Genomic DNA, 21,279 nt, shown 5'->3' with positions numbered 1-21,279 from the left:
TGCGGAGCGACGCGGGCTTAGCGCCTGACGTCGACGGCGGCGAAGACCACGCCGATCCAGGCCGGGTCCTGCGAGGCGAGGTGCACGGTCAGATCGCCGCGCCGCGTGCCAGGACCGCCGGTGAAGGGCAGGACGTCCGAGTCGTAGCCCAGGGTGTTGGCGTACGCCGGTTCCCTGCGGGCCGGGCTGCCGGGACCGCTGATCGTCGAGTTCAGCACGTCGCCCTCGGGGTTGGCGGCGTTCGACAGCGGCACCGGCCTGCCCCGTCCGTCGGACACGCTCACCGTGTCGCGACCGAGGCCGCGGTCGCCGTCGTAGGCCACCACGCCGACCTGGCCCTCGGCGCCCGGCGCGAGCGGCACGTCGCGCAGCCGCACCGCGTGGCGGGGGCCACCGGCGCCGATCCGGTCGAAGCCGTCCCACACGGCGAGGGAGCGGCGCGGTTCGGCCTCGTTCTCGTAGGCGACGACCAGCGTCCAGCCGCCCCACGCACCGGCCCTGGAGTGGCCCATCGCGACATTGACCTGGGCGACGGTGTACGAGCCCGCCCCTGCGCCCCGGACGAGCTCGGTGACGTCGGCCGACGCCTGGAAGGCGTCCGCGTCGCCGGTGACGCGATGGCCCACCAGGGTGTCGGCGCGGACGGCCTTGTAGTTGCCGCCCGGCTCGGCGATCAGGACGCGCCCGTTGTCCTTGGGCGGTTTCTGCTCGCCGACCCTGAGGTTGCCTCCCCAGTACAGCCGGGCGTAGGAGACGCGGGAGTGCGGGGGCAGGCGCACTTCGCCGGTGGACGAGTTGTAGGTGTTCGGATCCTTGTCGACGTCGATGTAGAACATGTCGAAGTCGCTGTTCGTCCCCGGCTTGCCCTCGCGCACGTCGGCGCAGGACGCGGCGGTGCGCACCACGGGGCGGCGGCAGGTGATGGCCGAGTTGGCGGCGCTGGTGATGCCGCCGTGCTGCAGCGCGTGGAAGCGCTGGGTGAAGTCGAGGCGGCTTCGCTCGTTGCCGGGCGGACCGGGTGGGGCCGCTGCCCCGGTGCCGTGCGTGGTGAGGCACGCGGTGAGTGCGAGCAGCGGGACGAACACACGGCGCAGGCCCAGAGAATGGCGCATGACGGCATTGGCCTTCCGGGGTGTGACGACCTGGGAACCACAGCGGAGATGAGAACTTCGCATGTAATGCGCTCTTCTGTGGGCTTATGGGTGGAATGCACCCGAGGGGAAGCGCAACTGTAGCGGTTTGAAGGAGCCACATCCGTCAACTCCGCGACGTATGTCGGAATTGTGAAGGAGGCGGCGGGGCGGTGGTGCCGCTACGGGCCGCCCACATCCCCCGGGGGCCGTGCGGCGACGCCGCTCAACGCCCGCGTGCCGGTTTCGTCAGCACGGGGGACACGCGCCACGATCACCCGTCTGGGCGCACAACTTGGCACCGGGGTCGGCCGTTCACACACAGGACGGGCAACCGCCCATCTATCGCAATACCCAGCAAGGAGCAGTACCCCATGTCGCGTACGACCAAGGCTCTCGCCCTCTCCGCCGTTGCCGCCGCCGCCATGGCGGGGACCGCCGGCGTCGCCGCCGCCGACTCCGGCGCGCAGGGCGCGTCCAGCAACTCCCCCGGCGTCATCTCGGGCAACACCGCCCAGGTGCCGGTCCACGTTCCCGTCAACGTGTGCGGCAACAGCGTCAACGTCATCGGCCTGCTGAACCCGGCCTTCGGCAACCAGTGCGCCAACGACTAAGCGCGTCGTCTCCACCGCGACGGCCGTCCCTGCTTCCGCAGGGGCGGCCGTCGTGCGTGGGGCCGAGGGCGCACCCGGTCGGGCGAGCGGCGCGTGCCCCGAATGGCGGGCGCGGCGCAGGCCGCTGACCACCCACCACATCCGGGCCTCACCTGCATGTATGCCGCACCGGTCGAGGGAAGGGCGGGATGTTCCGCAGGCGCTCGGTTGCGGCGGGCGTGGGTCGATTCCACGGTGATCACAAGATCCGACGCATCACCGAAAGGGATTTACCTATGCGCGCTCTGCCCGTACGGCGTATCGCCACCACCACCCTGTGCGCGACGCTGCTCCTCGGTACGGCGGGACCCGCCGTCGCCGCCGTCGCCGCCGTCGGCGACGCCGGCCACGACGAGACCCAGTCCGCCCCCCGCGCGCCTGCCCCCGACGCGTCCGCGCTGCTGGCCCAGACCAAGCAGCTCGCCGACGTCGGTGGCGTCATCACCCCGGTCACCGCACTGCTCGACGCCGTCCTCAAGGCCGACGGCAACAAACTCTCTCCCGACGAGGCCAAGAAGCACGTCGACGCCGTGAAGGCGGCGATCGACGCGGCGGCCAAGAAGGCCCCCGAAGCGCCGGCCGCCAAGCTGCCCGCCACGCCGGAGGCGCCCAAGCTGCCCGCCGCGCCGGCGGTTCCCAAGCTCCCGACCGGCGGCTCCGAGCGCGCCGACAAGGCGCCGCTCGACGTCAAGGCGGACGCGCTCGCCGCCCTGCAGTCGGCGGTGGACGCCCTCGTCAAGGCCGCCACCGCGGGCGACGCCAAGACGGTGCTCACGCAGGCCCCCGTGGTGCTCACCAGCCTGGTCAACGTGGCCGTCGCCACGCTCCTGAGCGGCGGCCTGCCCGCGCCGAGCCTGCCGGGCCTTCCGCCGCTGCCGAAGCTGCCCACCGGGGGGCTCCCCGAGGCGCCGAAGCTGCCCACCGGTGCCCTGCCCCAGACGCCGTCCCTGCCGGTCGCGCCCTGAGGCGAGGTGGCCGAGGCCCGTCCCCGGCCACCGGTCGCACGAGAGCCCGCCATGCCGATCTCCCGGCATGGCGGGCTCTCGCATGACCGGGGTCAACACGGATCACTTGTACGCCAGTTGATATGAGGATGGGACGCGCTCGCCATTCGGTCCCGTTGCCGGAATTCCTGCCGCCAGGAGTTTCCTTATCGGCCTGCGCTCGTTGGTAGGAGTGAACAGAGACGACAGGTAATCAACGCCTGAACGGAACCCCCATACGCGGCAATAGCCGCCAAGGAAAGGAACATGATGAAGTCCCTGAAGGCTGCTGCTGTCCTCGCAGGATCGATCGCTCTCGCCGCTTCCGCCGCGCCCGCTTTCGCCAGCGACCTGGCGCCGACCAGCCTGAACGGCGGCCTGGAGACCATCACCAGCCAGGACCTGCTCGCCTCGGAGCCGCTCAGCAGCAACTTGCTCGACACCGAGAACGGCGACTCCGTCGTCAACACGGTCAAGGACGCCGCGGGCGGCCTGAACACCGCCGGTGGGCCCGCTCAGGTTCTCGGTGGACTTCCCCTCGCCAAGTAATCGCCCCTCGATTTCCCCTCCCGTAAGGCGAATTGAATCGAACGCCGGAGAGGGAGAGTCGGCGTGTTGTTGCGATCCGGCTCACAGGCGAATCCATAGGCTAAAGCAAACCCCCAAGGGAAGGTTCAGATCATGAAGAATGCCAAGAAGGCCGCACTCGTCCTCGCCGCTGCCGGTCTCGCCGCGGGCGCGGCTTCCGGCAGCGCCTTCGCCACCGACGGTGACGGTGCCAGCGCCCAGGGCGCGGCCGTGGAGTCCCCCGGCGTCATCTCCGGCAACCTGGGCCAGGTTCCCGTCGACGTTCCGGTGAACGTCGCGGGCAACACCGGCACCCTCATCGGTGGTCTGAACCCGGCGTTCGGCAACGAGGCCGTCAACGACTGAACGACACCCCCTCGGGGACGCCTCGGGCACGCGCCGAAGGCGCAAGGGCCGGTCCACCTCTTCCACGGGGCCGGCCCTTCGGTCTGTCCGGAGCCGGACAAGGCGCCGCGACAGACCGCCAGTTCGACCGGGAGCCTCCTCGGTGGGCCCTCCGCGTTACCCCATCGTGTGATGGAGCCACGGGGCTCGCCCACACGGGTGAACAAAGGCCCGGCGCGGTGTCCGCGCCTCTATACGGTTCCCCCATGACCTCAACAACCAGCGAACAGCGTCCCTTCCACGCGGCAGACCTGGGCACCCTCGCGGTCATCGCCTGGAGCGGTGAACACCCCGAGGACCAGAAGGACATGCCCTTCCTGCTCGCCTACTCGCTCGGCGACACCGAGGGCGGTCCGGAGTCCACCGCCGAGGCGCTGACCACGATGCTCCACAACGCGGGCCTGCCCATCGGCGGCCCGCTCGTCGACGGAGCTCGCGTCCCCTCGATGCCGGTCAGCCTCCTTGTCGAGGCCGACCAGGCCGTCGTCAACATGCCCCAGGTCAACGCGCAGTGCCCGGTGCCGCCGGAGTGGCTCGCCGCCGTGCAGCAGCGCGGGCACGCCTACTTCATGGCCACCACCCGGGCCTGGCCCGAGGCCAAGCCGGGGGAGAAGGTCAGCGAGGAACTGCTCAGCGAGTTCGCCGGTGACGAGGAGACCCTGCTCAACGCCGCGCACTGCCTGCTGCCGGCGCGCAGCCTGCGTTCCTGATGCGCGCCACCTCCGCGCCCGGCCGGGTCCCGCCGCAGGCCGTCGGTGAACCCGACCCCGTCGCCCCCGGCGAGGCCGCTGCCCCCGCGCCGGGCCCGGGGTGGGCCGCGGACAGCGGGGCGAGCCGCGGACTCGGCGTGCTCCTGGTGGTCACCGGCGCGCTCGGGCTGCTGGCGGCGTGGGTCATCACGCTCGACAAGTTCACGCTCCTGGAAGACCCGGACTTCATCCCGGGGTGCAGCCTCAACCCCGTGGTGGCCTGCGGCAACATCATGAAGAGCGAGCAGGCGGCGGCGTTCGGGTTCCCCAACCCCCTGCTCGGCCTCGCCACTTACCCCGTGGTGCTCTGCGTCGGCATGAGCCTGCTCGCCGGGGCCCGCTTCCCGCGCGGCTACTGGCTCACCCTCAACGCGGGCACGGCCTTCGGCGTCGGATTCTGCACGTGGCTGCAGTTCCAGTCCCTGTACCGCATCAATTCGCTCTGTCTCTGGTGCTGTCTGGCGTGGGCCGCCACCCTTCTCATGTTCTGGTACGTGACGTCGTACAACGTCAGCCGGGGATTCCTCCCCGTACCCGCCGGAATCCGTGTCGTCCTCACCGAATTCTCGTGGGCGGCTCCCGTTCTCCACATGGGGGTCATCGGCATGCTGATCCTCACCCGCTGGTGGGACTTCTGGATCAGCTGAGGCCCGAGTCCGCTCCAACGGGATTCCCGTACAGGCGCATTGGTGCAGTCGGGGGAATTCTGCACTTCCGGCACGGCCGACTCGTTGAGCGGGTCGAGGACCGAGTGATCGGCACAGCGAAAGGACGAATCGAGCAATGAAGAAGTCAACCAGAGGTGCCCTTGCCGTAGCCCTTGCCTGCGCGGCGGCCGCGGGAGCGGGCGCGGGCACGGCGGCCCAGGCGGCGGAACAGCCCTCGGTGACCGTCCCGTTGAACGGGCTCGAGTACGCCCTGGACATGGAGGCCCCCGAACTCACCACGGGCGTCCCGGTGCCCCTGCCCGGCGAGGGCCTCGACGGACCGCGCTACGCACAGGACAGCCTGCTGCCCGAGCGCGCGGTCCCGCGCTTCCCGGTCAGCGGCGTCCTCCCCGACACGCAGCTTTCGGCCCCGCTCACGGACATGCTGGGCGAGGACACCGTGGAGTCCGTCGGCGCCGAGGCCCGGGGGTCGTCCGTCGAGGCGGTCACGCCGTCCCCCAACCTGGACCTTCCCCTGACGGCCCCGCAGCCGGAGCTGTGGGGCCTGCCCGCGCCGAAGCTGCCCAACGCGGGCATCGAGGCGCCGGAACTGCGCGCGCAGCCCGCGGCCAACCTCGGGCTCGCCTGACGATGGCGCCCCAGTCGACGTGCGAGGGCCCGGCCGTGGACCAGGCCCTCGCAGTGCTGCCCGCGGCCGCCCCGCAGGCGCCACGCAAGTCCTTCGTCAACCGGCTCACCCGCCGCCACCTGCTGGGCACCGCCTTCGCGTCGCTGCTGGGTGCCGCGGGAATCTTCCGTACGGCACAGACGCGGTCGGCGCCCGATCTCGCGGGTCCGGCGGGCGATTTGTTGTTCGACGAGATGTACCGGGGGCGCCGCATCGTGGGGCAGCCGTCGGCCGGTCTGGACGCCGACGCGGCAGGCGACTGGAACGTCACGGTCGACGGAAGGCCGCTCGGCCTCATGCGCCGCGCCGACGGCAGCTACCTCAGCATGGTGGATCACTACGAGTCGCACGCGACACCCCTGAGCGCCACCAGGGCGGCGGTCGACGCGCTCGGCAGCCACCAGACATTGAGCGGCCGTCACCACTGAGTACGGCCGCCCGCCCGTGGAACGGATGGACATGGCTCATACGCGCAAGAACCAGAGCAGCCTCAGTCGCGCGGAGCGCCGCAGATTCGTCGACGCGGTGCTCAAGCTCAAGCGCTCGGGGCAGTACGACGAGTTCGTGCGCACGCACATCGACTACTACGTGTCGGACGGGGAGCGCAGCCTGCGGGTGGCCCACATGACGCCGTCCTTCTTCCCCTGGCACCGCCGCTTCCTGCTGGAGTTCGAGCGGGCGTTACAGCGCCTCGACGCGGGCGTCACGGTGCCCTACTGGGACTGGACGAAGGACCGTACGCCCGCCGTCTCGCTGTGGGGCGACGACCTGATGGGCGGGAACGGACGGCCGTCGGACGGGCAGGTCACGACCGGGCCCTTCGCCTACGGGAGCGGTCACTGGACCGTCAAGGTAGGCGTCACGGACGCCGAGTACCTCACCCGCAACCTGGGCAGGGCCCAGGACCCCATCGACCTGCCCACCGCGCGCGACGTGGCCTGGGCCATGGAGGACTCCGCCTACGACGCCGAGCCGTGGGACTCCACGTCGGAAGGAGGGTTCCGCAACAGGCTGGAGGGCTGGACGTCCGCGAGCGGCACGGAGCGGTGGCGCAACCACAACCGCGTGCACCGCTGGGTGGGCGGACACATGCTGGGCGGGGCCTCGGTGAACGACCCGGTGTTCTGGCTGCACCACGCGTACGTGGATCTCCTGTGGGACCGCTGGCAGCGCCGCCATCCGGACTCCGCCCCCTATCTGCCCGAGCGGCCGCCCCGGCTTGGCTCGGCCCAGTACCGGCGCATCGTGGCGCGGCACGAGCCGATGCCGCCCTGGAACGTCAAGCCGGACGCCCTCCTGGAACACAAGAAGCTCTACCGGTACGGAAGCTGACCCGGCCGGGCCCCGGCCGACCTCGAAGGCCGCTCATGAGAAGCGCTCGGCCGGGAATCCCGGCCGAGCGTCTCACTGACGAGATGACGGAACTCAGCCGCCGTAGCCGGCGTCGTCGCCGCCCGTGTTGGCGCACTGGTTGCCGAAGGCCGGGTTGAGAGCGCCGATGCCGTTCACGGTGTTCCCGCAGACGTTGACCGGGATGTTGACCGGGATCTGGAGCAGGTTGCCCGAGATCACGCCGGGGGAGCCGACAGCTTCACCGTGCGCGCCGGCGTCCGCCATGGCCAGACCAGCGCCGCCGAGCACGACGGCTCCCGTGCCGAGGGTGACGGCGGCTGCCTTTGCGATGCGAGACATCACGTTCTCCTTTGACTCGAAAGAGCGGCTGCATAGCTGCAGTCGCACTTCGTGTAACGCCGATCGTCATCCCGAGGTCACGGTGTGATTTTCCCACCGAATCCAGTAACTTCAGGCTTCACGGGGAAGAAAACCCGAATAGCTGCGCAATTCTGCGCTTCTTGAATGAGAAAAATGCCGGAGCCGTGTCTTTACCCGGACTCGGCCGTTTCAGGAAACGTGACTTCTCCCCGACGACTCATCGCTGCTGTCTCGCTGGCGGCCGGAGCAGCCGCCCTGCTCGCGCCGACAGCCCACGCCTCCGACCGCGCCGACGCGACGGGTGCTCCGTCCGTGCTCAGCGCCATCGACGACCTCGGCACCACCGCCATCCCGGACGACCACAAGGACGAGCTGCCCACCGTGGCGAGCCAGCTGAGCGGCCTCCAGCGGTTGAACGACCTGCACCAGCTCACGGACCTGGTGGCGCCCGTCACCAACGCGGTGCCCGCCGTTCAGTAGTTCGCCCGACACGCGAGATGGCCGCCACGACAGTCGTGGCGGCCATCTCGCGTGTGAGGTCAGGCCAGGTCAGAGCAGGATGCCCAGACCGACACCCAGGCCCACACCGACGCCCGGGTAGTAGTGGTGGTGGTAGTGGTGCCAGTCGTCGTCCCAGTCGTGGCTCGGGGCGCTCTTGGTGGTCGTGGGCGCGGCCACCGGGGCGGTCGCGGAGGCGATCCCGACCGTGGGGACCGTCAGGGCCGCGGTGAGGGCGACGAACGTCAGGGCGCGTGCTGTGCGCTTCATCCGGGAATCCTTCGACTGGGACGTACACACGCCAACGAGGGCGTGCAGGGACATGGCCCACGCTGCCCGACCGCGTACGCCACAGCGCGCCGAGTACGGCCAGGCGAGTGAACTCAGTCGGGGGCCGCGTCGGCTTAGGAGGTGCCTCCGCAGGCCGCCCGCTCCGCCCGCACCGGATCGTCGGGGAAGCGGAAGGACGTCCGCTCCACCGCGCCCGTCAGGTTCCGCCAGAACCGGCCCGCCGTCAGCGGCTCGCGGGTGGCCGCCCGCAGTTCCGCGAAGGGGCCGCAGCGCAGCGCCCGCCGGGCCGCGTCGACCCGCGCGGGATCGAGTCCGGCGGGCGGCGCCCCCGGGCCGCCCCGGTCGGCGTAGATCCACTCGTCGGGCAGCCGTTTGTCGTGCCCCACCCGGCCGTTGATGCCCTCGGAGTGGGCGGCGAGCGGGTAGGCGAGGCCGATCGGGTCGAGGGCGGCGCCCCTCAGCGGTACGACGGTGCCGCTGAAGCCGAGCGTGTTGTAGATCCCCGTCACGCCCGGCGCCCCGGCGTCGGCGGGTGTCCTGCCGAGCAGCAGCACGGGCGCCCCGCCGTCCGCCGCGTCGTGCACGAGGCGCGCGTACGCCCTGTTGCCGGGGAAGCCCGCGAAGTCGTGGTGCAGGGGGTGGGGTGCCGCGTTCTGCCGTACGTAGACGCCTCGTTCGTCGGCGACGCCGGAGGGGCCGATCCGCCCCTCGTAGGGGATGCGCAGGACGCTCGCGCACGCGAGGGCCCAGATGCCGACGCCGAGCGCGGCGATGGTCCACGCGCGCGTGAGCGGCACCAGGAAGACGGGGAGCAGCATCAGGAAGAGACCCGGCAGGAACATCCGCCCGTGCATGAAGTCGCCGCCCACCTTGATGACGTACACCCAGCACAGCAGGCCCGCGACGACGGGGGCGAGCGCGGGGACCAGGGGGACCGAATGGCGCACCCGGCCCGAGGGCAGCGCGACGGCGGCGAGGAAGAGCAGCGGCACCCACAGCAGATAGGGGCCCGCGAAGTCCGCGAGATAGGCGAGCCCCCGCGTCCACAGGCTGCGCGACGCCTCCTTGGTGACGCCGGGCAGCGGCATCAGGTGGCCGTAGTAGCCCATCCGGAAGACCTCGTAGGCGACGGGCAGCGCGCTCGCGGCCGCCGCGCCCGCGAGCGCGCGGCGCCAGGAGGGGCGCGTCATGAGCCACTGCGCGGCCAGGAAGACGAGCGAGACCAGGGCCAGGTCGGGACGGACCAGCGGGCCGAGGCCCAGGACGACGCAGGTCGGCCAGGCGCGCGGCCCGGCGACGAGCGCGAGCCAGGCGCCCGCGAGCCAGCAGGTGGCGAGCCCGGTCTCCAGGCCCGACGTGGCGAAGTCCCAGACGGGCGGAAGGGCGAGGAGCACGAGCGCGCCGCAGGGGAGCAGCGCGCCGACCCGCCGCTCTGCGCCGTGCAGCCGCAGTGCGCCGAGGGCGGCCAGCGCGAACCCGGCGGCGGTGAGCAGCAGTCCGCCGTACATCGCGGCGGTGGCGATGTCGGCGCCGGTCGCGCCCGCGGCGACGAGCAGCCACTGCCAGAGGGTGCCGGTGGACGACTCGGCGCGTTCGCCCGCGTTGAAGACGGGGCCGTTGCCCGCGAGGATCTGCCGGACCGTGCGTACGTAGATGTGTCCGTCGTCCGACATCCAGCGCCGCTGGAACCCGGCGACGAGGATCACCAGGGCGGGCGCGAGCGCGAGGGGCAGGCGCCAGCGGTCCCACCGGCCGCCGCGCGCGGTCGGCAGGAGCCCGACGACGGCTTCCGGGGGACGGCCTCGGGCCGGGGAGTGCGTAGACGTCATGATCGTTACATCGGCCCGGCCCGGGAGCCGCTTGAACCCGGTGGGCTCAGGCCTTCGGGATGTCGAAGTAGCGCGTGAGCCCCGAGGCGAGCGCGACGTCGCCCGCGATCTTCACCTTGCGCGTCATGAACATCGTGACCGGACTCGCGTTGCCCGAGACCAGTTTGAGGAACTCGGCGTCGGCCAGGATCAGGGTGACGCGCGGGTCGGCGTCGGAGCGGCCCTTGCGGACGGTGCACGTGCCGTCGGCGATGTCCGTCTCGTACACCGCCTCCTCGTTGTCCCCGCTGCCGGTGATCTTCCAGCGGATGAGCGCCTTGAGGGAGCCCGCCGCGTCCGGCCTGAACTGCCGCTCCATGCGCGTGAACACCTCGGCGAGCACGCGGCCGCGCAGCTCGACGTCCCGGGCGAGCTCGGCGATCTCCTTGCCGGAGAGGCCCTTCACGATCTGCGCGAACTCCTCGGGGGTGACGCTCGCGAAGTCGAGCCCGGCAAGGCCCTGCACGCCGCCGAGGTCCTCGATGCCGCCGGTCCCGTCCGCCATGGCAATCTCCTGACTCTAAAGTAAACTTACTAAACAGTAAGGTAGAACGGACCGAGGAGGCTGACAAGGGTGACCGGCAGGCGGCGCGTCCCGAGGCGCGAGCGCGAGCAGCAGATCATCGACGTGGCGGTCCAGGTCTTCGCCAAGCGTGGCTATCACGCGGCTTCGGTGGACGAAATCGCCGAACTCGCGGGAATTTCCAAGCCGATGGTGTATCTCTACCTCGATTCCAAGGAGGGCCTCTTCCTCGCCTGTCTGCGCCGCGAGGCGGACCGGCTCGTCGCGGCGTTCCAGGGCGCGGCGGCGACGGGCGGGGCGGCCCCCGAACTCCGGTTGCACGCGGCGCTCCTGGCGTTCTTCGCCTTCGTGGCCGAGCACCGCGACAGCTGGGTGGTGCTGCACCGCCAGGCGTCCGAGCTCAGCGAGGCCATCGCGGCCGCCGTCGCCGAGGCGCGCCGTGCGGTGCTTGCCGAGGTGGCGGGCCTGGTCCTGGCCGGCATCGCGGAGAGCGGCTCCCCGCTGGGCGACGAGGACGCCGACTTCGTCGCCCACGCGCTGGTCGGCGCGGCGGACTCGCTGACCGACTGGATGGCGAGCCACCCGGACCAGTCGCCGGAGGGCGTGACGCTGCGCCTGATGAACATGGTGTGGGTGGGCATGGGGCGGGTCCTGGAAGGGGAGGTCTGGGGCCCGGAGCGGAAGTGAGGGGACGGCCGTCCCGGATTTCGCCGTCCGGCCCATTGAATTTTCCTTACGTGTCGGTAAGTTGACCCCCGAGTAAGTACGCGCGCCGATCGCCTGCACATCAGCTGGGAACGGGAAGCCGGGGAGCCGTCATGGGCGTACGCAAGGATCTGAAGAGAGCACGACGGCACAGCGGCCTCGCCGGGCGCGGCGAGGCCGAGCTCGTCAGGGACGAACACGGCACCGTGCGCGAGGTGCGCACCGCCCCGCTCGTGCCGCGCGCCGCCACCGGCAGCACCGCCGACATCCCCTTCACCAATGCCACCGAGGCACCCGACGCCGTGGTGCTTCGCCGCAAGGAGGGCGGGCAGTGGCGGCCGGTCACCGCCACTGCCTTCGCCCGCGAAGTCACCGACATCGCCAAGGGGTTGATCGCGGCGGGGCTCGAACCGGGCGGCCGGGTCGCGCTGATGTCCCGTACCCGCTACGAGTGGACCGTCCTCGACTTCGCGATCTGGGCGGCGGGCGGCCAGTCTGTCCCCGTCTACGCGACGTCGTCGGCCCAGCAGATCGAGTGGATCGTCCGGGACTCCGGCACCCGCCTCCTGATCACCGAGACGGCCGAGAACGTCGCGACGGTCCAGGAGGCCCTGCGGGACCTCGCCGAGCCGCCGACGGTGCGGCACATCGACGGCGGCGCGCTGGCCGAACTCACGGCGCTGGGCGCCGACTTGTCCGACGAGGAGGTCACCAAGCGTCGCGCCGCGCTCGGCCCCGACTCCATCGCCACCCTCTGCTACACCTCAGGCACCACGGGCAGGCCCAAGGGCTGCGTCCTCACCCACGGCAATCTGCACGCCGAGGCCGCCAACACCGTGGACCTGCTGCACCCGATCTTCAAGGAGATCACCGGGCAGGTCGCCGCCACCCTGCTCTTCCTGCCGCTCGCCCACATCCTGGGCCGCACCATCCAGCTCTCCTGCATGCTCGCCCGCATCGAGCTCGGCCACTGCCCGAGCATCAAGCCCGACGAACTCCGCCCGGAACTGCGCTCGTTCAAGCCCACCTTCGTCATCGGCGTCCCGTACCTCTTCGAGAAGATCCACGAAACCGGACGGGCGACCGCCGAGAAGATCGGCCGCGGCGCCTCCTTCGACCGTGCGGAGCGCGTCGCGGTGCGCTTCGGCGAGGCGTACCTCGCCAAGTTCCTCGGCAGGGGAGGTCCGGGACCCTCGCTCGGCCTCTACCTGGGCTGGGCCCTGTACGAACTCCTCGTCTACCGCCGCATCCGCAAGGAGGTCGGCGGGCGCCTGCGCTACGCCATCAGCGGCGGGTCGCCCCTGGACCGCGACCTCAACCTCTTCTTCTACGCCGCGGGAATCATCATCTACGAGGGGTACGGCCTCACCGAGACCACGGCGGCCGCCACCATCATCCCGCCGCTCGCGCCCCGGCCCGGCACAGTGGGGCTGCCCGTCCCCGGCACGGCCGTGCGCATCGCGGACGACGGGGAGGTGCTGATCAAGGGCGGCATCGTCTTCGGCTCGTACTGGAACAACCCGGCCGCGACCGACGCCGTACTGACCAACGACTGGTTCGCCACCGGGGACCTCGGCGCACTCGACGACGACGGCTACCTCACCATCACCGGGCGCAAGAAGGACATCCTCGTCACCTCCGGCGGCAAGAACGTGTCGCCCGCCGTCCTGGAGGACCGGTTGCGCAGCCGCGCGCCCGTCGGGCAGTGCATCGTCGTCGGCGACAACCGCTCCTACATCGCCGCGCTGATCACCCTGGACCCCGAGGCCGTCGGGCACTGGCTCGCCGTGCGCAAGCGCCCCAAGGACACGCCGCTCGCCGACCTCGCCCGGGACCCGCAGCTGCTCGCCGACGTCCAGAAGGCCGTGGACCACGCCAACGCGGCGGTCTCCAGGGCCGAGTCGATCCGTAAGTTCGCCGTCGTCGAGGGCGAGTTCACCGAGGACAACGGGCTGCTCACTCCCTCGCTGAAGATCAAACGGCATGCGGTGACGGCGGCGTACGCGGGGGAGATCGAGGCGCTCTACGGGGAGTGAGGGCCTGCCTGCGTGTTGGTGAGGCCAGGGGCGCCGCTGGCTTCACCGGTTCAACGGCCGGGTGGGGCCCCGAAGTTCCCGGTTCGCGCGTCGGCGTTCCGGGGCCGCCTCGTCACCAGCCGGTCAGCAGCAGGTGGTTGAGGAGCAGGGCGACGGTCGCCTGCGCGGCCAGCCACGGCCGGGGGCGGTCGAGGAACGCGCAGGCAGGCAGGAGCCACAGCGCGAACGGCAGCCAGATGCGTTCCGTCTCCGCCTTGCTCATCCCGGACAGGTCGGCGGCGAGCAGCATGAGCAGCGCGGCGAGCACGAGCAGCGCGAGCCGTGACCGGCCCGTGGCGGGGGAGCCCACGGCGCTCGCCGCGCGGCGCAGGCCCGCCGCCGTCGCCAGGCCCACCACGAGCACGGTGCACGCGAGGTTGGCCCAGACCCAGTAGCCGTACGGCCGGATGCCGCCCGCGCCTTGGTAGTAGCGCTCGACGAGCAGGTGGTACGCCTCCCACCAGTCGAAGCCCGCGAGGGTGAACAGGAGCGGGACGACGGCGAGCCCGGCGAGGAGGAAGGGGAGGGCGGGGAGCAGGGCTCGGGTGCGGAGGGCGCGGAGGGTGCGGGTCCAGGACTCTTCGGGGCGGGGCTGTTCGGTCCGGGGCTGTTCGGTCCGGACCCGTGCGGTTCCCAAGATCACCACCGCCGCCGCGAGGAGCGCGAACAGCGTGAGCCCGTACGACAGGTAGCAGGTGAGCCCGAAGAGCAGCCCCGAGCCGAGCGCGGCGGTCCATGGCCTGTGGCCCGTCACCGCGAGCGCGAGCAGCGCGACGGCCCAGGCGGCGACCGCCGCGAAGTACCCGTCGGCCGACGTGCCCATCCACACCGCCGCGGGCGCGAGGACCAGGAAGGGCGCGGCCCGCCTGGCGAGCTCCTCACCGGCCAGCGCCCGCACCGTCACCAGGACGCCTAGGCAGGCCGTGGCGCCGACGGTGACGCACCAGACCCCGGCCCAGGCGCCGCCCCCGAGGCCGATCCGGTCGAGCAGCACGAAGGTGAGGGGCGCGGCGGGCGGGTGGCCCGCGGTGTGTGCGGGCCAGGGGTCGGGGGAGTCGATCAGGATGTGCCGTGTGAAGGTCCGCAGGGTGCCGGGGATGTCCTGGAAACGGTCGATGACCTGGAGATACTCGTACTTCGTGGTCAGTCGGTCCGCGACGCCCCGCTGCCAGCCGTCGATCAGCGCCAGCGAGAACGTCCACGCCGTCGCGGTGCCCCAGGCCGCGCCGAGCAGCGCGCGCCACGGCAGCCGGGCGGCGATGCGGGGCCCGTAGGCGACGACGGCCACCGCGACGGCGAGCGCCGCCGGGGTGCCGGGGCCGATGTGCGGGTCCCAGCGGGCGTACAGCGGAGGCCAGTTGACGTGCAGGGTGCCGTCCGAGCGCTCGATGGCGGTGCCGACGAGCACGGCCGTCACGACGAGCAGGGCGGCGGCGCAGGCGGCGCCCACGTCGCGCAGGTCTCGCAGGTCGCGCGGGTCGCGCGGGAGATCGCGGTTCACATCGGGAACGCTAGGCGTGAAGAGGGCGTACGAGGTCGATCACCGCCCGGACGTCAGCGTTTCGTCATGAGTCGTAACCCCCGTTTCGGGACGGTCCCGGCCTACCTTCAGGGCATGAGCGACCCACGGCTCCCCTCATCGCCCGGCTTCTGGCGCAGCCCCGTGCGCGGCCCCTGGTTCACGTCCGTGCTCGGCATCGTCCTGCTGGTCGGGATCACCGTGCTGTTCGTGACGGGCCTGCTGTCGTACGCCGCGTACAACCCGAACCTCGCCGCGGTGAACGACAAGACCCCGGACAAGGGGCTGCTCGGCTTCTACCTGTTCTCCTGGCCGACCGATCCCCCGTGGCTCTACCGGCTCACCCAGGGCGTCCACGTGACGCTGGGCATCACCCTGATCCCCGTACTCCTCGCGAAGCTGTGGTCGGTCGTGCCGAAGCTGTTCGCGCTGCCGCCCGCCCGGTCCCTCGCCCACGCGCTGGAGCGGATCTCGCTGCTCCTGCTGGTCGGCGGCGCGCTCTTCGAGTTCGTGACGGGCGTGCTCAACGTGCAGCTCGACTACCTCTTCCCCGGCTCGTTCTATCCGCTGCACTTCTACGGGGCCTGGGTGTTCTTCGCCGCGTTCGTGACGCACGCGGTGCTGCGGGTGCCCGTGGCGCTGCGCAATCTTCGGGAGATGCGGGGGAGGGGTGAGACGTGTGGTTCTGGTGAGTCGCAGGGGGCGGACGGAGGGGAGGGGCTGGTCTCGCCGCGGCCCGCCGCGCCCACCGTGTCCCGGCGCGGCGCCCTCGGTCTGGTCGGCGGCGGCTCGCTGCTCCTGTTCGGTACGACGTTCGGGCGCGGGTTCGACGGGCCGCTGCGGCGGACGGCCGTGCTCGCCCCGCACGGCGGGCCCGAACCGGGCGACGGGCCCGGCGGCTTCCAGATCAACAAGACGGCCGCGTACGCCGGGATCACGGAGCGCGAGACGCGCGACGACGCCTGGCGCCTGGTCGTCGTCGGCCGCGCGGGAACCGTCCGGCTCAGCCGCGCCGACCTGAACGAACTCCCCTTCCACAGCGCCTCGTTGCCCATCGCCTGCGTGGAGGGCTGGTCGACGTCCGACCAGGAGTGGCGCGGCGTGCGCCTCCGGGACCTCGCGGCGCTCGTCGGACACGACGCCCCGACGGACGTCCTGGTGGAGTCGCTCCAACGGCACGGCGCGTTCCGCAGGGCCGCCCTGCGCGCCAACCAGGTCGGCGACGCGCGCTCCCTGCTCGCCCTGCGCGTCAACGGCGCGGACCTGACCCCCGACCACGGCTACCCGGCGCGGATCATCGTGCCCGCCGCACCCGGCGTGCTCAACACCAAGTGGGTGGCCCGGATGACCTTCGGAGAACTGTGATGGCCCCTCGCTCCCGCCTTCGCCCCGCAGGGGGAAGCCCCCTCCAACTCCTCCTGCTCGCCTGCACGTTCGCGCTCGCCGGATACGCGGGGGTGCGGCTGCTCGCGGGGGACTGGTTCGGGGTGGCCCTGTGGTTCGTGGGGGCGGCGCTGGTGCACGACCTGGTGCTGCTGCCGCTGTACGCGGGGCTCGATCGCGTGGTCGTACGGGCGGCGGGGCGGCGCAGGGACCTGGTCATGTACGTCCGTGTGCCCGCCGCGCTCTCCTGCCTGCTCCTGCTCGTGTGGTTCCCGCTGATCAGCGGGCAGGTCTCCGGGCGCTACGCGTCCGCCACCGGGCTCTCGGGGGACGGGTTCGCGGCGCGCTGGCTGCTGATCACGGCCGTGCTGTTCGGCGGCTCCGCGCTGCTCCTCGTGGTGCGGTCCAAGCCGTGGTCCCGATCGTGGTCCCGGCCGTGGTCGCGGCTGCGCAGCGCGACGAAGGAACGGCCGCCCGCCGTCCACTGACCTGCGGCACGCCAGCCGGCGCGCGCGGCGTGCCGGAGCAGGGCGGGGGTGCCGAGACGGGCCCAGGGGAAGGGGCCTTCGTCGGCCCCGCTGTCGCTCTCCCCCGCCCTGCCGCTGCCGTTGTCGGCGGCGTGCACGAGGTGCACCTGGACGCGTTCGTCGATGTCCACCGGCGCGGTCTCGGCCAGCAACAGGCCGCCGGGGACGAGTAGTTGGGCGACCCTCTCCAGGAGGGTGTACGGGTCGCCGCCGATGCCGAGATTGCCGTCCATCAGCAGGGCGGTGCCCCAGCGGCCCTCGCCGGGCAGCGGCTCGAAGACGGACCGGTGCAGCGCCTGGCCGCCGAGCCCCACCGTGTGCGCGACGGCGGCCTCGCTGACGTCGATGCCCAGGGCGCGCCCGCCGCGCGCGCAGAGGGCGGCGACGAGCCGCCCGGGACCGCACCCGATGTCGAGCACGGCACCCTCGCAGTGCTCCACCACGCCCAGGTCGGTCTCGTCTGCCCGCGCGCACCAGCGCTCCACGTCGAGCGGGAGCAGCCAGCCGTCGGCGCGCCGCAGGAAGAGCGGCCCCCGGCCCGTGCGCAGGGCGTCGGCGTAGGGGTCGGCGCACCAGGAGGGCGGCGTCGGGCCGGTCACCGCGGGAGCGGTGCGGGCTGGCGCGGTACGGGGTACGGCGCGGTGTGCGGTGCTCATCGGCCGGTGACCGCCCCGAGTCGGGCGAGCTCCGCCGCGAACCTGCCGTGCGGCGCCGACGCGGCGACCGACGCGGCGTCGGCGGCGGTGTCCACGTCCCGCAGGCGCGGCAGATCGCGGACGCGCAGTCCCGCGTCGACGAGACGGGCGCGCTGCACGGCGCCCGTCGTGGGCGTCGACATCGGTACGCCGCGCAGCAGTTCGGGGTCGGGGCTCGCGAGGCCGAGCGCCCAGAAGCCGCCGTCTTCGGCGGGCCCGAAACACGCGTCGTAGCTGTCGTAGCCGTCGCCGAGGTCCGCGAGGCATGCGCCGAGCAGTTCCGGCGTCACCTGTGGGGTGTCCATGCCGATGAGCAGGGCGGGCCCCGTACAGGCCGCGAAGGCCGCGGCGAGACGTTCGTCCAGGCCGCCCGCGACCTGCGGTACGACGTCGAAGCCGGTCGGCAGCCAGGGCCCCGGCGTGCCGTCGACGACCAGCACGCGGCGCCGTACCGCAGTCGCCGCCACCGCGCGCAGCGTGTCGACGAGCGCGGCCTCGGCGAGCCGCGCGGCCTCGACGGGCGTGAAGGGCGGGGTGAGCCGCGTCTTCACCCGCCCCGGCAGCGGTTCCTTGGCGATGACGAGGAGCGTGGTCACGGGGTGTTTCCTCCTGGGGGAGCGGTGAGGGGGCGGGCGCGGGGACCGTCGTGCGCGGGCGGCTCGGCCAGGACGTGGCTCATGTCGCGCACCGCCTGCCAGGTGCCGCGCCAGGTGCCGGTCACCTTGGACGCGCCGGTGCGCGGGAGGTAGGGCACGTCGTGCTCGGTGACCCGCCAGCCCGCGTCGGCGGCGCGGACCACCATTTGCAGGGGGTAGCCGCTGCGACGGTCGGTGAGGCCGAGGCCGATGAGCGGCGCGCGGCGTGCGGCGCGCAGGGGGCCGAGGTCGTGCAGGCGCAGGCCGGTGCGGCGGCGCAGCATGCGGGCGAGGGCGAGGTTCCCGGCCCGCGCGTGCGCTGGCCAGGCGCCCCGGCCCTGTGGCCTGCGCCGTCCGAGCACCAGGTCGGCGCCGCCCTCCCGCACTTCTCGTACGAAGGGCAGGAGCAGGGACGGATCGAGCGAGGCGTCGCAGTCGCAGAAGCAGACGATGTCGGCGGTGGCGGCGAGGAGCCCCGCGTGGCAGGCGGCGCCGAAGCCGCGGCGCTCCTCCCGGACGACGGTCGCGCCGAGCGCGCGGGCGACGTCGGCGGAACCGTCCGTGGACCCGTTGTCCACGACGATGGCGCGCCACCCCCGCGGCACGTGGTCGAGCACCCAGGGCAGGGCGTCGGCCTCGTCGAGGCAGGGGAGGACCACGTCGACTTCCGGTCGTGCGGTGTGCGGCGGGCTAGGGGGAGTGGGGTCCGTGGGATCCGGTGGAGGGGTCGTCACGGCTTTCACCCTACGAGCGCGAAAGGTGCATATCGGACTTCAGGTCCTTACGAAACACGGACGTCGGGGCGGGTGCGCCCTTCGGGTGCGGCGCCGAGCGCGCCACGGTGCGAGGCTGGCGTCATGGAGCACAAGCCGCAGGAGGCGACGGGAGCGGAGAAGGCGTCCGTCGCGGCCCCGCCCGCCGGAGCCGACCGGATCCTCGTCGTCGACGACGACCCGACCGTCGCCGAGGTCGTCGCCGGGTACCTCGAACGGGCCGGGTATGTGGTGGACCGCGCGGCGGACGGGCCCGCCGCGCTCGCACGGGCCGCCGCGCACCGGCCCGACCTGGTCGTCCTCGATCTCATGCTGCCCGGCATCGACGGTCTCGAGGTGTGCGCGCGGCTGCGCGAGCGCGGCCCCGTACCCGTCATCATGCTCACCGCGCGCGGCGACGAGGACGACCGCATCCTCGGGCTCGAAGTGGGCGCGGACGACTACGTCACCAAACCCTTCAGCCCCAGGGAGCTGATCCTGCGGGTCGGTTCCGTGCTGCGCCGCACCCGGCCCGGCGGCGCGCAGGGACGCCCCCTCGCCGCGGCCGGTCTGACCGCGGACCCCGCGTCCCGCCGCGCCACCAAGGACGGCGCCGAACTCGCCCTCACCCTCCGCGAGTTCGACCTGCTCGCCTTCTTCCTGGCCCACCCCGGTCACGCGTACGGCCGCGAGGACCTGATGCGCGAGGTCTGGGGCTGGGACTTCGGCGACCTGTCGACCGTCACGGTCCACGTGCGCCGCCTGCGCGGCAAGATCGAAAAGGATCCGGCCCGCCCACAGTTGATCCAGACGGTCTGGGGCGTGGGCTACCGCTTCGATCCGGCCGGCTCCGATCCGGTGGGCCCGCCCGCACCCGCACCCGGCGCCGACCGGGCCGTTGCCGATACGGGCGACCGGGCCGCCGCCCGTAAGGACGGCTGAGGCCGTGCGCGACATACTCCTCATCGCCCTGTTCGCCTTCCTCGGTGCGGTCGGCGCCGGACTGCTCGGCGCCGTCGCGCTGCGCCTGCTGCGCCGCCGCTCGCTCACCGCGTCGATCGCGGTCGTGGCGTCCGTGGCCGTGGGCGCGATGCTCGCCGGGACGCTGGCCGTGGCCTGGGCGATGTTCCTGTCCCCGCACGACCTGACCGTGGTCACCACCGTGGTCGCGATGGCCGCCGCCGTCTCGCTGGCCACCGCGCTGCTGCTCGGCCGCTGGGTCGTCGCCCGGAGCCGTGAACTCGCCGTCGCCGCACGCTCCTTCGGCGACGGCGGCGACTTCGCCGCCCCCGGCGTACCGGCGACCGCCGAACTGGAGGCCCTCGGCAGGGAACTCGCCGCCACCAGCGCCAAGCTCGCCGAGTCGAGGGACCGCGAGCGCGCCCTGGAGACCTCCCGGCGGGAACTCGTCGCCTGGATCTCCCACGACCTGCGTACGCCGCTCGCGGGCCTGCGCGCGATGTCCGAAGCCCTCGAGGACGGGGTCGCCGCCGACCCCGACCGCTATCTGCGCCAGATCCGCACCGAGGTCGAACGCCTCAACGGCATGGTGGGCGACCTCTTCGAACTCTCCCGCATCCACGTGGGCGCCCTCGCGCTCTCCCCGTCCCGGATGTCGCTGTACGACCTGGTCGGCGACGCCCTGGCCGGAGCGGACCCGCTCGCCCGTGAACACGGCGTACGCCTGGTCGGCGACCAGGTCGAGCCGGTGCCGGTGGAGGTGGACGGCAAGGAGATGAGCAGGGTCCTCGGCAATCTGCTGGTCAACGCGATCCGCAGGACACCGGCCGACGGCACGGTCGCCGTGGCGGCCGAACGCTCGCCCGAAGGCGTGGTCCTGTCCGTCACGGACGGCTGCGGCGGCATCCCCGAGGAGGACCTGCCGCGCGTCTTCGACACGGGCTGGCGCGGCACGCACGCGCGTACGCCCCCTGCGGGGGCGGGCCTCGGCCTGGCGATCGTCCGGGGCATCGTCGAGGCGCACAAGGGGCACGCGGCCGTACGGAACATCCCGGGCGGCTGCCGCTTCGAGGTGACGCTGCCGGCGCTACCGGCGGTCGAGGGATAGGGCCCCGCCGCCCGGCTCCGGCCCGCACCTTCAGCGTCACCCGCCTCTCGCCTCGCGCCCTCACGTCACCCGCTTCCCGCCTCGCGCCCTCACGTCACCCGCTTCCCGCTTCCCGCTTCCCGCCTCGCGACTCCCGCCTCGCGCTTCCCGCTTCCCGCCTCGCGACTCCCGCCTCGCGCTTCCCGCTTCCCGCTTCCCGCCTCGC

General features: G+C 72.5%; 24 protein-coding genes. 15 read left to right on the top strand and 9 right to left on the bottom strand.

The window, feature by feature from the left end:
- Positions 1–17: 17 nt before the first annotated feature.
- On the bottom strand, positions 18–1,112 hold the full coding sequence (locus KY5_RS14385) for a DUF3344 domain-containing protein (protein ID WP_098242623.1): 1,095 nt from the start codon (positions 1,110–1,112) through the stop codon (positions 18–20).
- 392 nt (positions 1,113–1,504) lie between these two features.
- Here KY5_RS14385 and KY5_RS14380 point away from each other — a divergent pair, with 392 nt between their 5' ends.
- The 9 genes from KY5_RS14380 to KY5_RS14340 all read left to right on the top strand — a co-directional run bounded on the left by KY5_RS14380 (position 1,505) and on the right by KY5_RS14340 (position 7,154).
- Entirely contained in the window at positions 1,505–1,744 is a 240-nt protein-coding gene (locus KY5_RS14380; RefSeq protein ID WP_098242622.1) for a chaplin, read from the top strand.
- 275 nt (positions 1,745–2,019) lie between these two features.
- The gene (locus tag KY5_RS14375) at positions 2,020–2,748 is read left to right on the top strand and encodes a hypothetical protein (protein WP_098242621.1); all 729 of its coding nucleotides are present in this window, start codon (positions 2,020–2,022) and stop codon (positions 2,746–2,748) included.
- Positions 2,749–3,036: 288 nt separating this feature from the next.
- Positions 3,037–3,315 carry a hypothetical protein gene (locus tag KY5_RS14370; RefSeq protein WP_098247248.1) on the top strand — a complete coding sequence of 93 codons (279 nt, stop codon included), beginning with the start codon at positions 3,037–3,039 and terminating at the stop codon, positions 3,313–3,315.
- Positions 3,316–3,447: 132 nt separating this feature from the next.
- Positions 3,448–3,699 (top strand): chaplin, encoded by a 252-nt coding sequence (locus KY5_RS14365; protein ID WP_098242620.1) that lies wholly within the window; start codon positions 3,448–3,450, stop codon positions 3,697–3,699.
- 245 nt (positions 3,700–3,944) lie between these two features.
- Positions 3,945–4,448 carry a DUF5949 family protein gene (locus KY5_RS14360; protein WP_098242619.1) on the top strand — a complete coding sequence of 168 codons (504 nt, stop codon included), beginning with the start codon at positions 3,945–3,947 and terminating at the stop codon, positions 4,446–4,448.
- Positions 4,448–5,134, top strand: coding sequence for a vitamin K epoxide reductase family protein (locus KY5_RS14355; RefSeq protein ID WP_098242618.1), 687 nt, complete (start codon positions 4,448–4,450; stop codon positions 5,132–5,134). The genes KY5_RS14360 and KY5_RS14355 overlap by 1 nt, the downstream gene beginning before the upstream one ends.
- Before the next feature lie 136 nt (positions 5,135–5,270).
- Entirely contained in the window at positions 5,271–5,783 is a 513-nt protein-coding gene (locus KY5_RS14350) for a hypothetical protein (RefSeq protein ID WP_098242617.1), read from the top strand.
- A 35-nt stretch (positions 5,784–5,818) separates the two neighbouring features.
- A complete protein-coding gene (locus KY5_RS14345; protein WP_234362729.1) occupies positions 5,819–6,250 on the top strand; it encodes a tyrosinase cofactor in 432 nt (143 codons plus the stop codon).
- 31 nt (positions 6,251–6,281) lie between these two features.
- Positions 6,282–7,154, top strand: coding sequence for a tyrosinase family protein (locus KY5_RS14340; RefSeq protein ID WP_098247247.1), 873 nt, complete (start codon positions 6,282–6,284; stop codon positions 7,152–7,154).
- A 93-nt stretch (positions 7,155–7,247) separates the two neighbouring features.
- Here KY5_RS14340 and KY5_RS14335 read toward each other — a convergent pair whose 3' ends face one another.
- The gene (locus KY5_RS14335) at positions 7,248–7,514 is read right to left on the bottom strand and encodes a chaplin (protein ID WP_098242615.1); all 267 of its coding nucleotides are present in this window, start codon (positions 7,512–7,514) and stop codon (positions 7,248–7,250) included.
- Between the two features lie 219 nt (positions 7,515–7,733).
- On the opposite strand from KY5_RS14335, the gene KY5_RS14330 reads away from it, so the two are divergent.
- The gene (locus KY5_RS14330; protein ID WP_098242614.1) at positions 7,734–8,015 is read left to right on the top strand and encodes a hypothetical protein; all 282 of its coding nucleotides are present in this window, start codon (positions 7,734–7,736) and stop codon (positions 8,013–8,015) included.
- A gap of 69 nt (positions 8,016–8,084) precedes the next feature.
- On the opposite strand, the gene KY5_RS41775 is transcribed toward KY5_RS14330, so the two are convergent.
- The 3 genes from KY5_RS41775 to KY5_RS14315 form a co-directional block, all read right to left on the bottom strand.
- Positions 8,085–8,303, bottom strand: coding sequence for a hypothetical protein (locus tag KY5_RS41775; RefSeq protein WP_098242613.1), 219 nt, complete (start codon positions 8,301–8,303; stop codon positions 8,085–8,087).
- Between the two features lie 134 nt (positions 8,304–8,437).
- Positions 8,438–10,153 (bottom strand): hypothetical protein, encoded by a 1,716-nt coding sequence (locus KY5_RS14320; RefSeq protein WP_098242612.1) that lies wholly within the window; start codon positions 10,151–10,153, stop codon positions 8,438–8,440.
- 46 nt (positions 10,154–10,199) lie between these two features.
- Positions 10,200–10,697: an SCP2 sterol-binding domain-containing protein gene (locus tag KY5_RS14315; protein WP_098242611.1), complete on the bottom strand. Its 498-nt coding sequence runs from the start codon at positions 10,695–10,697 to the stop codon at positions 10,200–10,202.
- Between the two features lie 69 nt (positions 10,698–10,766).
- On the opposite strand from KY5_RS14315, the gene KY5_RS14310 reads away from it, so the two are divergent.
- Both KY5_RS14310 and KY5_RS14305 read left to right on the top strand, forming a co-directional pair.
- Positions 10,767–11,402 (top strand): TetR/AcrR family transcriptional regulator, encoded by a 636-nt coding sequence (locus tag KY5_RS14310; RefSeq protein WP_098242610.1) that lies wholly within the window; start codon positions 10,767–10,769, stop codon positions 11,400–11,402.
- A 131-nt stretch (positions 11,403–11,533) separates the two neighbouring features.
- On the top strand, positions 11,534–13,456 hold the full coding sequence (locus KY5_RS14305) for an AMP-dependent synthetase/ligase (protein ID WP_098242609.1): 1,923 nt from the start codon (positions 11,534–11,536) through the stop codon (positions 13,454–13,456).
- Between the two features lie 112 nt (positions 13,457–13,568).
- Here the strand turns inward: KY5_RS14305 and KY5_RS14300 are convergent, their stop codons facing one another.
- A complete protein-coding gene (locus KY5_RS14300; RefSeq protein WP_199843073.1) occupies positions 13,569–14,996 on the bottom strand; it encodes a hypothetical protein in 1,428 nt (475 codons plus the stop codon).
- A 114-nt stretch (positions 14,997–15,110) separates the two neighbouring features.
- On the opposite strand from KY5_RS14300, the gene KY5_RS14295 reads away from it, so the two are divergent.
- On the top strand, positions 15,111–16,379 hold the full coding sequence (locus KY5_RS14295) for a molybdopterin-dependent oxidoreductase (protein WP_098242608.1): 1,269 nt from the start codon (positions 15,111–15,113) through the stop codon (positions 16,377–16,379).
- 319 nt (positions 16,380–16,698) lie between these two features.
- On the opposite strand, the gene KY5_RS14285 is transcribed toward KY5_RS14295, so the two are convergent.
- The 3 genes from KY5_RS14285 to KY5_RS14275 are packed head-to-tail and all read right to left on the bottom strand — an operon-like array spanning position 16,699 to position 18,997.
- Positions 16,699–17,580: a class I SAM-dependent methyltransferase gene (locus KY5_RS14285; RefSeq protein WP_098242607.1), complete on the bottom strand. Its 882-nt coding sequence runs from the start codon at positions 17,578–17,580 to the stop codon at positions 16,699–16,701.
- Complete coding sequence (locus tag KY5_RS14280) at positions 17,577–18,215, bottom strand: TIGR04282 family arsenosugar biosynthesis glycosyltransferase (protein WP_098242606.1); 639 nt, start codon at positions 18,213–18,215, stop codon at positions 17,577–17,579. Before KY5_RS14280 ends, KY5_RS14285 begins: the two co-directional genes overlap by 4 nt.
- The gene (locus KY5_RS14275; RefSeq protein WP_418952775.1) at positions 18,212–18,997 is read right to left on the bottom strand and encodes a glycosyltransferase family 2 protein; all 786 of its coding nucleotides are present in this window, start codon (positions 18,995–18,997) and stop codon (positions 18,212–18,214) included. The genes KY5_RS14280 and KY5_RS14275 overlap by 4 nt, the downstream gene beginning before the upstream one ends.
- Before the next feature lie 114 nt (positions 18,998–19,111).
- Here KY5_RS14275 and KY5_RS14270 point away from each other — a divergent pair, with 114 nt between their 5' ends.
- Both KY5_RS14270 and KY5_RS14265 read left to right on the top strand, forming a co-directional pair.
- Complete coding sequence (locus KY5_RS14270) at positions 19,112–19,948, top strand: response regulator transcription factor (RefSeq protein ID WP_098242604.1); 837 nt, start codon at positions 19,112–19,114, stop codon at positions 19,946–19,948.
- 4 nt (positions 19,949–19,952) lie between these two features.
- Positions 19,953–21,074 (top strand): sensor histidine kinase, encoded by a 1,122-nt coding sequence (locus tag KY5_RS14265; protein ID WP_098242603.1) that lies wholly within the window; start codon positions 19,953–19,955, stop codon positions 21,072–21,074.
- Positions 21,075–21,279 lie beyond the last annotated feature (205 nt).

It is taken from the genome of Streptomyces formicae (assembly GCF_002556545.1).
Taxonomy (GTDB): domain Bacteria; phylum Actinomycetota; class Actinomycetes; order Streptomycetales; family Streptomycetaceae; genus Streptomyces; species Streptomyces formicae_A.
This window is presented reverse-complemented; position numbering and strand designations above follow the sequence as displayed.

What these genes read in the sequence shown, in the direction of transcription:
- KY5_RS14285 (WP_098242607.1), bottom strand. Translation starts at nt 17,580, where the DNA reads ATGAGCACCGCACACCGCGCCGTACCCCGTACCGCGCCAGCCCGCACC.
- KY5_RS14340 (WP_098247247.1), top strand. Translation starts at nt 6,282, where the DNA reads ATGGCTCATACGCGCAAGAACCAGAGCAGCCTCAGTCGCGCGGAGCGC.
- KY5_RS14380 (WP_098242622.1), top strand. Translation starts at nt 1,505, where the DNA reads ATGTCGCGTACGACCAAGGCTCTCGCCCTCTCCGCCGTTGCCGCCGCC.
- KY5_RS14350 (WP_098242617.1), top strand. Translation starts at nt 5,271, where the DNA reads ATGAAGAAGTCAACCAGAGGTGCCCTTGCCGTAGCCCTTGCCTGCGCG.
- KY5_RS14295 (WP_098242608.1), top strand. Translation starts at nt 15,111, where the DNA reads ATGAGCGACCCACGGCTCCCCTCATCGCCCGGCTTCTGGCGCAGCCCC.
- KY5_RS14375 (WP_098242621.1), top strand. Translation starts at nt 2,020, where the DNA reads ATGCGCGCTCTGCCCGTACGGCGTATCGCCACCACCACCCTGTGCGCG.
- KY5_RS14305 (WP_098242609.1), top strand. Translation starts at nt 11,534, where the DNA reads ATGGGCGTACGCAAGGATCTGAAGAGAGCACGACGGCACAGCGGCCTC.
- KY5_RS14360 (WP_098242619.1), top strand. Translation starts at nt 3,945, where the DNA reads ATGACCTCAACAACCAGCGAACAGCGTCCCTTCCACGCGGCAGACCTG.
- KY5_RS14315 (WP_098242611.1), bottom strand. Translation starts at nt 10,697, where the DNA reads ATGGCGGACGGGACCGGCGGCATCGAGGACCTCGGCGGCGTGCAGGGC.
- KY5_RS14335 (WP_098242615.1), bottom strand. Translation starts at nt 7,514, where the DNA reads ATGTCTCGCATCGCAAAGGCAGCCGCCGTCACCCTCGGCACGGGAGCC.
- KY5_RS14370 (WP_098247248.1), top strand. Translation starts at nt 3,037, where the DNA reads ATGAAGTCCCTGAAGGCTGCTGCTGTCCTCGCAGGATCGATCGCTCTC.
- KY5_RS14355 (WP_098242618.1), top strand. Translation starts at nt 4,448, where the DNA reads ATGCGCGCCACCTCCGCGCCCGGCCGGGTCCCGCCGCAGGCCGTCGGT.
- KY5_RS14385 (WP_098242623.1), bottom strand. Translation starts at nt 1,112, where the DNA reads ATGCGCCATTCTCTGGGCCTGCGCCGTGTGTTCGTCCCGCTGCTCGCA.
- KY5_RS14365 (WP_098242620.1), top strand. Translation starts at nt 3,448, where the DNA reads ATGAAGAATGCCAAGAAGGCCGCACTCGTCCTCGCCGCTGCCGGTCTC.
- KY5_RS41775 (WP_098242613.1), bottom strand. Translation starts at nt 8,303, where the DNA reads ATGAAGCGCACAGCACGCGCCCTGACGTTCGTCGCCCTCACCGCGGCC.
- KY5_RS14320 (WP_098242612.1), bottom strand. Translation starts at nt 10,153, where the DNA reads ATGACGTCTACGCACTCCCCGGCCCGAGGCCGTCCCCCGGAAGCCGTC.
- KY5_RS14270 (WP_098242604.1), top strand. Translation starts at nt 19,112, where the DNA reads ATGGAGCACAAGCCGCAGGAGGCGACGGGAGCGGAGAAGGCGTCCGTC.